The sequence below is a fragment of the Nocardioides sp. NPDC057767 genome, from assembly GCF_042798275.1.
GTDB lineage: Bacteria > Actinomycetota > Actinomycetes > Propionibacteriales > Nocardioidaceae > Nocardioides.
The window spans coordinates 16,623-28,783 of the sequence record NZ_JBHVKJ010000064.1 but is presented as its reverse complement, the minus strand read 5'-3'; the positions used below and the strand labels follow the sequence as shown (position 1 = coordinate 28,783).

Genomic DNA, 12,161 nt, shown 5'->3' with positions numbered 1-12,161 from the left:
AAGTTCCACTGACCCTGGAATGCGCCCGGCCCCCGACCGCCATGCGGTCGGGGGCCGATCCGTTCCTGCAGGAGCCTCGGCTCATGCCTTCTCGGGCGCGACGGCGTTCTGCCGCTGTCGCGGGGCCTGGCGCACCGTCGCCTGCGGTGAGGGTGAGCGTCGCCGGCTCTCGATCCTCTTGCGGATCACCTCATCGGCCGCTTTGAGGTCGAACGGTGCCGACATCTGCTCAGGTGACCAGGCGAACTCGGCCACGAGGTCGTCATAGAGCATTGAATCCCCCGAGTGCTGTGTGGTGACGAGGCCGAGGGCCCTCGTCGCCCCCGACGGACCCACTCTAATCGCAGACGAGCCGAACTTGGCCAGTGGCTCGGCCGGAGAGACGGGGTCCGCAAGGTCAAAATTCGGCCTCGCCGCGTCAGAGGCTGACGTCTCGGGACAGCGGAGTGGACGTCAGCGCACCCAGGCGCTCGATGGTGTCCAGGGCGATCGCCTGCGGGGTCAGGCCGATCGCCTCCAGGATCTTCGGCCGCTTGGCGTGGTCGAGGAACTCCTGCGGGATGCCGTGGATCTTCACCGGGGTGCGTACGTCCTCGGCGGTCAGCGTCTGCAGGAAGGCTGCCCCCACACCGCCGGTGACGCCGTTGTCCTCGATGGTGACCACGAGGCTGTGATCGGCGGCAGCCTCGACGAGAGCAGGATCGATCGGCTTGACCCAGCGGGGGTCGACGACGGTGACCCCGATGCCCTGAGCGGTCAGCCGCTCGGCCACACCCATGGCGACCTCGGCCATCGAGCCGACGCCGAGGACCAGCACGTCCTTGGTGCCGACGCGGGCGAGCACGTCGCCACCGCCGAGCTTGGAGACCGTGGGGATGTCCTCGGGCGGCGGGCCCTTCGGGAAGCGGACGACCGTGGGCGCGTCATCGACCTCGACCGCCTCGTCGAGGAGCTCGTTGAGGCGGGTGATGTCGCGTGGCGCAGCCAGACGGAGGCCGGGGACGACCTGGAGCAGCGACATGTCCCACATGCCGTTGTGGGAGGCACCGTCGTCGCCGGTCACCCCGGATCGGTCGAGGACGAACGTCACCCCGGCGCGGTGCAGGGCGCAGTCCATCAGCACCTGGTCGAAGGCACGGTTGAGGAAGGTCGCGTAGACCGCGAAGACCGGGTGCAGCCCGCCCATCGCCAGGCCGGCCGCCGAGGTGGCGGCGTGCTGCTCGGCGATACCGACGTCGAAGGTGCGCTCGGGGAAGCGCGCCTGGAAGGCGTCGAGGCCGACCGGGTGCATCATCGCCGCGGTGATCGCGACGATGTCCGGGCGGCTCTCCCCCAGCCGCACGATCGCGTCGGAGAAGTGGTCGGTCCAGATCCGGCCCTTGGGCTTCTCGGCGCCTGTCTGGACGTCGAAGGGACCCGGCGAGTGGAACTGGTCGGCCTCGTGGCGCTCGGCCGGGTCGTAGCCGTAGCCCTTGCGGGTGATCGCGTGCACGATCACCGGGCCACCGAACTTCTTGGCCGAGGTCAGCGCCTGCTCGAGAGCGTGCCGGTCGTGACCGTCGACGGGGCCGACGTACTTCAGGCCGAGGTCCTCGAAGAGGCCCTGGGGCGCGACCGCGTCCTTGAGCCCCTTCTTCACCGCGTGCAACGCGTCGTAGGCCATCGCGCCGATCCCGGGCACCGCGTTGAGGCGGCGCTTGACCATGTCGAGGAGCAGCTCGTAGCGGGGGTTGGTGCGCAGCGAGGTCAGCGCGGTCGCCAGGCCACCGATGGTCGGGGTGTAGGACCGGCCGTTGTCGTTGACCACGATGACCAGCTTGGAGTCGTGCTGGATCGCGATGTTGTTGAGCGCCTCCCAGGCCATCCCGCCGGTCAGGGCGCCGTCGCCGATCACGGCGACCACGTGGCGGTCCTCACCTCGGATCGTGAAGGCCTTGGCCAGCCCGTCGGCGTAGGAGAGCGCGGTGGAGGCGTGGGAGTTCTCGACCAGGTCGTGGTCGGACTCGGACTGGCTCGGGTAGCCACTCATCCCGCCCTCGCGGCGCAGCGTGCCGAAGTCGCCGGCCCGGCCGGTGACGAGCTTGTGGACGTAGGACTGGTGGCCGGTGTCGAAGACGATCTTGTCGCTCGGGCTGTCGAAGACGCGGTGCATGGCGAGCGTCAGCTCGACCACACCGAGGTTGGGGCCGAGGTGGCCGGTGTTCGTGGCCACGGTCCTGATCATCAGGTCGCGGATCTCGCTCGCGAGGAGCTCGAGCTGGTCGTCGGAGAGATCGCGAAGATCCTGCGGCGCGGCGATGCGTTCGAGGAGACCCATAGGAGGGGATTCTACGTCTCGACCCTGACGGGCTCCGACCCGGATAGCGCCGCGTGCTGAGGCGATCCGAGGAACGGCGTGAGCCCGATCCGGGCCGAGTCGCTGAGGTCCAGGTCAGGCGCCTTCGCGGGGTCGACGAAGACGATCTGACGGCCCTCGTGGCACACGATGTCGGCGTCGGTGAGGTCGACGCCGGCGGCGTAGAGATGGATCTTGTCGTCGGTGCCGGTCTCGGGGTGGCGCAGCTCCTGGACGGCGACCGGCTCGAGAGCCTCGGGGGCGACGCGCACCTCGGTCTCCTCCTCGAGCTCACGGACGGCCCCGGCCAGCGGGTCCTCCCCCGGCTCGAGGTGGCCGCCGCAGAAGGACCACTTCTCCGGCGCGATCGTCGGATGCTCATCACGCTCCTGGAGCAGCACCCAGCCACGACGGTCGACAAGGATCACAGCGGCGAACTCGGTCATGAGGAGCGAGCCTAGTTGTATCGGGGGCGCACCGAGGCCCGCGGTCTCCCCAGCTGCCGCGTGAGTACGTCGCCGACCCGGTCGAGCCCGACGGGCTCCTCGACCAGCTCGGCCCAGGGGCGGTCCGAGGCGGCCAGGAACGCCACCGCCTGCTCGAGGTGCCGCGGCTCGTAGTTGTGTACGCCGCTGACCGAGCGCCACCCCCGCACGACGGCCTCCGGGTCGACCGCGATCGCCGGCCCCGGGGAGACCGACCCCACCAGGACCAGGGAGCCACCGACGTCGAGCGCACCGAGTGCCGCCTCGATCGCCGGCGCGGCCCCGGAGAAGTCCATCGCGACGTCGACCGGCCCGATCCCCTGACCGGCCGAGAGCGTCGAGGTGGCGCCGAACTCGGAAGCGAGCTCCAGCCGGGCTGGGACGACATCGCTCACCACGACCTCTGCCGCACCGGCGTCGGCCGCGGCCGCGATCGCGGTGAGACCGAGCATCCCGGCGCCGACGACCAGGACCCGGCGGCCGCGCAACGAGCCGGCCCGCTCGAGCGCCGCGATCACCGTGGCGGTCGCGCACCCGGCCGGCGCCGCGACGACGTCGGCCAGCGTGTCCGGCACCGGAACCACCGCGGCGCCGGCGGGCAGGAGCACGTGGCTGGCGTAGGTGCCCGAGAGCGGCCAGGCCGCTTCGTAGGGCTCGTGCCCGACCTTGCGGACCGATCGGCACTTCGCGGTGAGGCCACGCAGGCAGCGGTCGCAGGTGCCGCACGAGACGGTGACGCCCCAGACCACCCGCTCACCGGTGCCGACGACCCGGCCGACGCCCTCGTGGCCGAGCACGCTCGGGCAGACGCCGGGCCGGTGGCCGGAGACGGTGTGGTGGTCGGAGCCGCACACCGTCGCCAGGTCGATCTCGACCAGCGTCTCCCCCGGCCCCGGCTCCGGCAGCGCCACGGTCTCCAGCCTCACCTCGGCCCCGCCGTGCCACACCACCACCCGCGCCATCAGACCGCGCCGACCTTCCGGCGCAGCCACGCCGAGAAGAGGTCGATCACGATGATCAGCACGATCACCATGCAGACGTAGGTCATCATCGTGTCGAAGTGGAAGCTGTCCACCTCGGTCTTGATGAAGAAGCCGATGCCGCCGGCACCGACGGTGCCGAGGATGACCGAGCTGCGTACGTTGGTGTCGAACCGGTAGAGAAGCAGCCCGAGCAGCGACGGCATCACCGCGGGCAGCACCGCGTGCGCGACCGACTGCGCGGGCGAGGCTCCGGCGACACGGAGCGCCTCGACCGGCCCCTGGTCCACCTCGTCCATGGCCTCGGACCACAGCTTGCCCATGACCGCGACGTTGTGGATCGCCAGCGCGATCACGCCCGGGAAGGCCCCGAAGCCGACCGCGGCGATGAACATCAGCGCGTAGACCGTCTCCGGGATCGCGCGCAGCACCGACATCACCGCGCGGCCCGCCAGCCACAGCGGCACGAACCGGTTGGTGGTGCGCGACGAGATCACCGCGAAGAACAGCGCCACCGGGATCGACAGGGTCGTGCCGAGCAGGCCGATCCAGATCGTCAGCAGGCAGTACTCCAGGCCGGGCCGGATCGTCTCGGCCCAGCGCAGATCGAGCGGGAAGGCTCCGTCCTGGTGGATGGTCTTGCCGTTCGGGTAGGTGCGGTCGACCCCGAACAGGAAGTTCCACAGCCCCCGCCAGCCCTCGACGAGCTCCTTGGGCGAGGTGTTGGTCTGCACCGCGGCGTACCAGTGCACGACGACCAGGCCGATCGTGATGACCACCGCGAGGGCGATCCCCGCCGGGCGGAAGCGTGGCGGGATCTCCAGACCCGGGTCGGGAGTCTTGGTCACCGTGCTCATGCGTACTCCCTCATCTCGGCGGCCTCGGCCGCCTCCAGCGCCTCCAGGGCGGGCAGGTAGAGGCCGGCCACCATCTGGTCGTCGACCTCGGCGCTGCTGCTGTCGAAGACCAGCCGCCCGCCGGCCAGTCCGAGGATGCGGTCGGAGAAGCGGCGCGCCAGGTCGGGCTGGTGGAGCACCGCGGCGACGGCGAGGCCGTCGTCGTCGGCCAGCGAGCGGAGCAGGTTCATCACCTGCTCCGAGGCGGCCGGGTCGAGCGCCGAGACCGGCTCGTCGGCGAGCAGCACCGTGGCCCGCTGACACAGCGCGCGAGCGACCGCGACGCGCTGCTGCTGGCCGCCGGAGAGGCGACCCGCCTTCTCCCGGGCGCGGTCGGCGAGACCGACCCGGTCCAGGCACGCCATCGCCTCGGCCTGGACCTCGCGCGGGAACGCCAGCACCGACCAGGAGCGGCTCAGGCCGAGCCTCCCGAGCGCGCCCGCACAGACGTTGTCGAGCACGCTGCGGCGGGGCACCAGATGGATCTTCTGGAAGACCATCGCCACCGTCGGCGTCGCCGCGCCGGGCCGGGTGGTGACACCGTCGACCGTGATCGTGCCGGCATCGGGGAGCTCCAGGCCGACCACGCAGCGCAGCGAGGTGGACTTGCCCGAGCCGTTGGCCCCCAGCAGGCTGACCACCTCCCCGGAGGCGACCTCGAAGGACAGGCCGTCCAGGACCTTCTTCTCCCCGAACGCCTTCCTCAGGCCGTCGATACGCAGCATGGCCGCCCCGGGGAGGTGATCAGCGCGCATCAGAGGTCGGCCGTGGTCAGCTCGAGGGCCTCGGCCAGATCGGTGACGGGCTGGTAGTCCTCGTCGGTCACCGCGACCAGCGCCGGCTTGCCGGCGGGCGGGGTGAAGTCGAGGTACTCGCCGATCTCCGCGACCGACTCGGCGGGCAGGTTCAGCAGCGCCTCCTGGACCGCCTTGGACACCTCGGGCGTCATGTTCGGGCCCGCGGCGATCGGGTCGTTCAGGATCGGCTCGGACTCCCAGACCCGGCGGAAGGCCGACTCGTTGAACTGGCCCTCGGCCGTCGCCGACGCCAGGGTCTGGCTGTTGATCTCGGCGGCGTCGACCTTGCCGTTGACCAGCGCCAGGAGCGCCTCGGTGTGGCCACCGGCGTACTCGGCCTTGACGTCCTTCTCGATCCCGGCGTCGATGAGCGCCTTGCGCGGCACCGCGTCACCGGAGGTGGAGCCCGACTCGGACAGCGCCAGGGTCTTGCCCTTCAGGTCCTCGACAGTCTCGATCGGCGAGTCCTTGGGGACCCAGATGCCACCGGTGTAGGACGAGACCTTGCCGTCTTCGCCCGCGAACGAGGCCAGCGGCGTGGCGCCGGCCTGCTTCTGGGCGAAGACGTAGCCCAGCGGCCCGAACTGGCCGATGTCGAGCTTGCCGTTCTGCATGGCGAGGATCTCGGCGACGTACGTGTCGGAGATCTGCACCTCGACCTCGCAGCCGAGCTCCTCGCCGAGGGCCTTGCCGAGGGTCTCGTAGACGGGGATCAGGTTCTTGGGGTCCTCGAAGGGCTCGACGCCCATCGTCAGGGTGCCGTCTGGGCAGATCTGGTCGGGACCGACCTCGCTGCCCGCGGCGGTCTTCTCGGGGGTGGCCCCGCCGCCGCAGGCGGCCAGGGCGAAGGTCAGGGTCGCAGCACCCGCGAGCGCGGTGAGGGAGCGCAGCTTGGACATGTCGGTGTTTCTCCTGTGGTCAGAGCAGCTGGTCGATAACGGTGGGCGCGAGGCCCAGTGCGGTGGTCATGCCGATGCCCGACGTCACCGAGACGACCCGAAGTGCCGGGAACGGCTCGTCGACGAGGAAGTCGGTCCGCGGCGAGTCCGCGTAGACCCCTCGCCAGCGACGTCGGACGGTGAGCGGGGCCCCGAGCAGCCGCGCCCCTTCCCGCAGCACCAGGTCGGCGACGTACTCGTCGTCGAAGGGCTGGTGCGTGCGGTCGTAGTGGTGGGTGTCGCCCAGGACGATCGAGCCGGGCCGGCCGCCCGCCCGCGGGCGCTGGGTGAGCATCAGGTTCATCACGACGTCGAGGAGCTCGGGGCCGCTGGCCTCGAACTGCGCGCGTACGCCGGCCGCGGCCGTGGTCTCGGCGAACCCGCCGTAGCGGAGCATCGAGAGCCCGGTCAGCACCGCCGGCTCGATCTCGACATCACCCGGAGGCGCGACCTCGAGCATCTGCAGCCGGCAGCGGCGTACGCCTGCCTTCTCGGCCACCTGCGGGAAGAGCCGGTCGACGTCGTGGCCGGCGGCGTGGACGACCCGGGCGGCACGGATGGTTCCGCGGCTGGTGCGGATCTCGACGCCGTCCGCGACCGGGTCGAGAGTGCCGACGTGGGTCGCCCAGCTGAACCGGACCCCCTGGGCCTCGAGCCAGGCCGCGATCGCGGGGAGCGCCTCGCGCGGGTCGACCCGGAGGTCGAGCGGCAGGCGCGCACCGCCGACGACGTCCGCGGTGGCCGGCGGGAACAGGGCGCGCGTGGCGTCGGTGTCGATCAGGAGCGCCTGCTCGGTGCCGCGGGCGGCGGCGAACTCCTCGAGCACGGCGAGCTCGGCATCGGTGCGGGCGACCACGACGGTGCCGGTCTCCTGGACCTCGAACCCCGCCTGCTCGCCGAGGGCGACCCAGCGGTCCCGGGCGGCAAGGGCGTAGGTCAGCGCCTGGCCCGACTGAGCGGTGGCGCAGACGTGGCCGAAGTTGCGGACCGAGGCGCCCACGGCGCGCTCGTCGCGTTCGATGACGTGGACCCGCAGGCCCCGCGCCAGCCCTTCGGCGGCATGCGCGAGACCGACGATCCCGGCGCCGATGACGACGAGGTCAGCGGCCGTATCGGTGGTGGTCGAGTGAGTTGGCACGGCCCGAACACTCCTGCTCGGCACGAGCCCGGTCAACACCTCGAGCGAACATGTACAGACAAGTTAACCGCTCGTTTTCCCTATCGAACCCGGCTTGACCAGCGTTCTCCTCCTGTTCATCATGGCCGCGCGCACACTTGTCTGATCAAGTTGTAGCCTGCTGGCATGAGCAGTCCGTTGCACACCCAGGTCGCCGAGACCATCCGCGCCCGGATCATCGGCGGCGAGCTGCCGACCGGCGCACCGATCCCCTCGGAGGCGCAGCTGTGCGAGCAGTTCGGGGCCTCCCGGGGCACCATCCGCACAGCGCTGGCGACCCTGCGCCGCGAGGGCCTGCTCACCGGCGGTCAGGGGCGTCCGCCGACCGTGCGCGACACCGCCCTCGGCCAGCCCTTCGAGCAGCTGATCTCGTTCAGCGCCTGGGTGCAGCAGATCGGCCGCGCCGCGGGCCAGCGCACCATCGAGGTCGCCCGGCGCGGCGCCACCGCAGCGGCCGCCGAGGCGCTCGACATCGACGAGGGCGACCCGGTCGTCGACGTGCTCCGGCTCCGCCTCCTCGACGGCCGTCCCGCGATGCTCGAGCGCAGCACCTTCGTCGAGAGGGTCGGACGGCTGCTCTTCGACTTCGACCCCGACTCCGGGTCGCTCTACGCCTACCTCACCAACGCCGGCGTGGATCTGCACGGAGCCCGGCACACCATGGACGCGGTCGCCGCCGACGAGACCGACGCCGACCTGCTCGACATCGCCGTCGGCAGCCCGCTGCTGCGCGAGCGCCGCCGGGCGACCGCCGCCGACGGCACACCGCTGGAGTACGCCGACGACCGCTACCGGCCCGACCGCGTCACCTTCACCATCGACAACACCCGCCCGTCCGCCGCGGGGATCAGCACCGACGTACGCATCCTCAAGGAGATCTCGTGACCGCCCGCGCTTTCGATCTTGCCGCCCTGGACATGGCCGGCACCACCGTCGACGAGGGCGGGCTGGTCTACGACGTGCTCGAGTCGACCGTCGCCGACGCCGCCGGCGAGCCGGTCCCCCACGACCTGTTGCTGAAGTGGAAGGGCACCTCGAAGCGGGAGGCGATCCAGGGCCTGCTGCGCGGACTCGGTCAGGACCCGAGCACCGCACAGGTCGACAAGATCTTCGACGGCTTCGGCGAGCGCCTCGTCACCGCCTACCGCGAGACCCCGCCGCAGCCGTTCCCCGGTGTCATGGAGATGTTCGAGGCGCTGCGCTCGCGCGAGGTGTTGGTGGCGTTGCAGACCGGCTACTCGGCCGAGATCGCCGCCGCCATCCTCGACGGCCTCGGCTGGACCGTCGGCCCGGGTCCCGACTCGACCGTCGACGCCGTCGTCACCTCCGACCTCGTCCCCGCCAGCCGCCCCGCCCCCTACCTCGTCTTCCGCTGCATGGAGGCCACCGGCGTCACCGACGTACGCCGCGTGCTGGTCGCCGGCGACACCCCCAACGACCTCGGCGCCGGCACCAACGCCGGGGCCGGGTTCGTCGTCGGCGTCGCCACCGGCTCCTTCGCGCACGAGCAGCTCGCCACCGAGCCCCACACCCACCTCCTCCCCTCCACCGCCGACCTGCCGACACTCCTGTAGACGTACGTCCCTTGACTGGGCACAAACCAAGGCAAAGACTGGCGTCATGGCACTGACCAAGAAGCAGAAGAAGGCGATCCTGACCACCGGCGCGCTCGCCGCCCAGGCGGCAGTCGCCCCGGTGATCCTGCGTGACCTGCAGAAGCGTTCGGACGACGAGATCCGCGGACCGCGGCTCCTGTGGCGGCTGTGGGGCAGCACCAACCTGCTCGGTGCGGCGGTCTACTGGTTCTACGGCCGGAAGCCGGACGCGGTCTAGGACCTCGCGCCCCGCGGCTCGGTGAGGAGCCTGATCGCGAAGACGAGCTCCTCGACGTCGGCGAACCGGCGCAGGTCGCAGCCGGTGCGCTCGGCGATCCGCTCGAGCCGGTAGTAGGCCGTGTTGACGTGCATGTGCAGGCGCTCGGCGGCCAGCTTCGCGTTGAGGTCGCTGGCGACGTAAGCCAGCATCGTCTCGATCATCGCCCCGTCACGCGCGAGGTCCTCGGTGACGAACTGACGCAGCTCCGGACGGATGAGTCGACGCACCGTCGGGTCCTCGCGCAGGACGAGGTAGTCGACGGTCGAGAGCATCGGCAGCGCGACCACGCCGGGCACGTCACCGAGAGAGTCGCGGGCGATCCCCGCCTCCGCGTACGCCGCGGGGACGGAGGACCACCCGACGTGGACCGTGCTGACGCCGACCGCGAGATCGATGCCCTGCCGGGCGAGCTGGCGGTGCACCCGGCGCAGGTCGGGAACGAGCGCCTGCACGTCGTCGGTGGCCACCGGCAGGATCCCGACCATCTGCTCCTGCTGGATCACCGCGACGCCCTCCTGCGCCGGACCGAGCTCGGTGCGGATGATCCGGAGCGCCTCGCGCAGGCTCTGCCCGACGCGCAGCGGACGCACCGGGACAGCGACGATCACGACCGACCGTCCGTCGCGCTCCAGGCCGCACTTGCGGGCGACATCGAGCCTCGGACCCGCCGGGACCTCACGCCCGGCCAGGAGATCCTCGACGAGGTCTCGCCGGATCCGGTCACCCTCGGCGAGCTCGAGCTGCTGGGTGTCGAGGTAGGCCTCGGCGGCGACCGTGCTGCCGACCTCGATCACCTGCATCACGTGGGAGGCCGTGAGCAGGGCCGCGCGGCTGGTCTCCGGGTCGTCGGCGGCGATGTCGACGATGCGCTCCCACAGGGCGACCTGCCCGAGGCGGAAGGCCTGCAGGAAGTCGGCGAGCGCAACGCCCTGACGGACCCGGTTGGCCGCCTGGCCGGCACTCTGGGGGAAGTCCTCGCGGACGGCGGCACGCCCCTCCTCGAGGGTGGTGAGCACCGCCCGGAAGACCGCCTCGGCGTGGCGACCGACATCGCTTCGTAGATTGGGGTCCGCACTGGCCGAGTAGGCCGGGACCTGCTCCCAGGTGCGCTTCAGGAAGAGCTCGACCGTATCGGGCAGACCATCCCGGACACCCGCGACGATGCGCTTGATCGGCTCGGTGCTCATCGCGACCTCCTTGCGGACGTTTGTGGTCGAACAACAACAAGTTCTGTGGCTCGCACTCGTGGCCCTGACACCATCATCGACCGCACAGTGATGTCTGTCACACCCGACATCCTGTCGCACTCGGCAGGACGGACACAGAGGCAGGCACATGAGCACAACGACCCAGACCCGGTCGATGTCACGGATCGCGATGGCATCGCTGGTCGGCACGACCATCGAGTTCTACGACTTCCTCATCTACGGCTATGCCGCCGCGCTGGTCTTCGCACCACTCTTCTTCCCCTCGCTCGGCACCGCCGCAGGCACCTGGGCAGCAGTCGCGACGTTCGGGGTCGCCTTCGTCTTCCGCCCGCTGGGCGCCGTGGTGTTCGGGCACTTCGGCGACCGGCTCGGCCGCAAGCGCACCCTGGTGACGACACTGCTCATGATGGGCGGAGCGACCTTCGCGATCGGCCTGATCCCGACGGCCGCCACGATCGGCGCGACGGCGCCGCTGCTGCTGGTGCTCCTGCGGGCGACGCAGGGCACCGCGCTCGGCGGCGAGTGGGCCGGCGCGGCGCTGCTCACCTCCGAGTACGCCGACGCGGGCAAGCGCGGACGCTACAGCCTGTTCCCGCAGCTCGGCCCCGGCCTCGGCGTGATCATCGCCAGCGGCACCTTCCTGCTCACCATCCAGGTGATCGGCCTCGCCGCCTTCCAGCAGTGGGCCTGGCGGGTGCCGTTCCTGATCAGCATCGTGCTCATCGGGCTCGGCCTGTGGGTTCGGCTCAACATCGCCGAGACGCCCTCGTTCTCGAAGGTCACCGCCTCCAGGACGACGGTCTCCTTCCCGTTCGCCGCCGCTCTGCGCGACCAGTGGAAGCAGGTGGTGCTCGGCGGCGGGATGCTCGCGATGACCTTCGGGGCCTTCTACCTCGCCATCGTCTTCCTCGGCGGCATCGCGACCAAGCCACCCGAGGAGAACGGCCTCGGTCTCACCCTCAACCAGATGCTCACCGCCAACATGGTCGCCGGCCTCGTGCTCTGCGTCGCGGTGATCGGGTCTGCAGTGCTCTCCGACCGCATCGGGCGCCGCGCGGTGCTGATGAGCGGGACCGTCTTCGGACTGGTCGCCGGCCCGGTGGCGTTCGCGATCCTGACGCCCGGCAACGCCGCCTCCTTCACCATCGCGCTGATCGTGCTGATGATCGCCATCGGCATCCCCTACGGCCCGGCCGCTGCGTACCTTCCGGAGCTGTTCCGGGCCGAGTATCGCTACACCGGCGCCGGGATGGCGTACAACCTGGCCGGGATCATCGGCGGAGCGCTGCCGCTCGTGATCGGTGGCGCGCTGCTCGAACGCTGGGGCACCAGCGGACTCGCCGGCTTCGTCACCGCGCTCGCCGTGCTCAGCACAGCCTGCCTCATCGCCCTGCGTGAGACCCGAGGCCAGGCACTCGACGCCGACCCCGTCGCCCCGGCCGCGACCGCCTGAACCCCTACCCAGCAGGA

General features: G+C 71.0%; 13 protein-coding genes. 4 read left to right on the top strand and 9 right to left on the bottom strand.

Annotated features, from left to right (window positions below; all coding sequences use genetic code 11):
• Positions 1 to 81: 81 nt before the first annotated feature.
• The 8 genes from ACFVDI_RS24675 to ACFVDI_RS24640 all read right to left on the bottom strand — a co-directional run bounded on the left by ACFVDI_RS24675 (position 82) and on the right by ACFVDI_RS24640 (position 7,569).
• On the bottom strand, positions 82 to 273 hold the full coding sequence (locus tag ACFVDI_RS24675) for a hypothetical protein (protein ID WP_378911427.1): 192 nt from the start codon (positions 271 to 273) through the stop codon (positions 82 to 84).
• Positions 274 to 418: 145 nt separating this feature from the next.
• Positions 419 to 2,317, bottom strand: coding sequence for a 1-deoxy-D-xylulose-5-phosphate synthase (gene dxs / locus ACFVDI_RS24670; protein ID WP_378911426.1), 1,899 nt, complete (start codon positions 2,315 to 2,317; stop codon positions 419 to 421).
• Positions 2,318 to 2,328: 11 nt separating this feature from the next.
• Positions 2,329 to 2,781, bottom strand: coding sequence for an NUDIX domain-containing protein (locus tag ACFVDI_RS24665; RefSeq protein ID WP_378911425.1), 453 nt, complete (start codon positions 2,779 to 2,781; stop codon positions 2,329 to 2,331).
• Between the two features lie 11 nt (positions 2,782 to 2,792).
• Positions 2,793 to 3,782, bottom strand: a complete 990-nt coding sequence (locus ACFVDI_RS24660; protein WP_378911424.1) for a zinc-binding dehydrogenase — start codon at positions 3,780 to 3,782, stop codon at positions 2,793 to 2,795.
• Entirely contained in the window at positions 3,782 to 4,657 is an 876-nt protein-coding gene (gene phnE, locus ACFVDI_RS24655; RefSeq protein ID WP_378911423.1) for a phosphonate ABC transporter, permease protein PhnE, read from the bottom strand. The genes ACFVDI_RS24660 and phnE overlap by 1 nt, the downstream gene beginning before the upstream one ends.
• On the bottom strand, positions 4,654 to 5,451 hold the full coding sequence (locus ACFVDI_RS24650; protein WP_378911422.1) for a phosphonate ABC transporter ATP-binding protein: 798 nt from the start codon (positions 5,449 to 5,451) through the stop codon (positions 4,654 to 4,656). The genes phnE and ACFVDI_RS24650 overlap by 4 nt, the downstream gene beginning before the upstream one ends.
• Complete coding sequence (locus tag ACFVDI_RS24645; RefSeq protein ID WP_378911421.1) at positions 5,451 to 6,392, bottom strand: phosphate/phosphite/phosphonate ABC transporter substrate-binding protein; 942 nt, start codon at positions 6,390 to 6,392, stop codon at positions 5,451 to 5,453. The genes ACFVDI_RS24650 and ACFVDI_RS24645 overlap by 1 nt, the downstream gene beginning before the upstream one ends.
• Positions 6,393 to 6,411: 19 nt before the next feature.
• Positions 6,412 to 7,569 (bottom strand): TIGR03364 family FAD-dependent oxidoreductase, encoded by a 1,158-nt coding sequence (locus tag ACFVDI_RS24640; RefSeq protein ID WP_378911419.1) that lies wholly within the window; start codon positions 7,567 to 7,569, stop codon positions 6,412 to 6,414.
• 165 nt (positions 7,570 to 7,734) lie between these two features.
• On the opposite strand from ACFVDI_RS24640, the gene ACFVDI_RS24635 reads away from it, so the two are divergent.
• Genes ACFVDI_RS24635 through ACFVDI_RS24625 form a run of 3 tightly spaced genes read left to right on the top strand, consistent with a single transcriptional unit; the run spans position 7,735 to position 9,441 of the window.
• A complete protein-coding gene (locus ACFVDI_RS24635) occupies positions 7,735 to 8,493 on the top strand; it encodes a GntR family transcriptional regulator (RefSeq protein ID WP_378911417.1) in 759 nt (252 codons plus the stop codon).
• Positions 8,490 to 9,182, top strand: a complete 693-nt coding sequence (locus ACFVDI_RS24630; protein WP_378911416.1) for a phosphonatase-like hydrolase — start codon at positions 8,490 to 8,492, stop codon at positions 9,180 to 9,182. The genes ACFVDI_RS24635 and ACFVDI_RS24630 overlap by 4 nt, the downstream gene beginning before the upstream one ends.
• Before the next feature lie 46 nt (positions 9,183 to 9,228).
• The gene (locus ACFVDI_RS24625) at positions 9,229 to 9,441 is read left to right on the top strand and encodes a hypothetical protein (RefSeq protein WP_378911414.1); all 213 of its coding nucleotides are present in this window, start codon (positions 9,229 to 9,231) and stop codon (positions 9,439 to 9,441) included.
• Here ACFVDI_RS24625 and ACFVDI_RS24620 read toward each other — a convergent pair.
• A complete protein-coding gene (locus ACFVDI_RS24620; RefSeq protein ID WP_378911413.1) occupies positions 9,438 to 10,670 on the bottom strand; it encodes a PucR family transcriptional regulator in 1,233 nt (410 codons plus the stop codon). The genes ACFVDI_RS24625 and ACFVDI_RS24620 overlap by 4 nt on opposite strands.
• A 148-nt stretch (positions 10,671 to 10,818) precedes the next feature.
• On the opposite strand from ACFVDI_RS24620, the gene ACFVDI_RS24615 reads away from it, so the two are divergent.
• Entirely contained in the window at positions 10,819 to 12,144 is a 1,326-nt protein-coding gene (locus ACFVDI_RS24615; protein WP_378911412.1) for an MFS transporter, read from the top strand.
• Positions 12,145 to 12,161 lie beyond the last annotated feature (17 nt).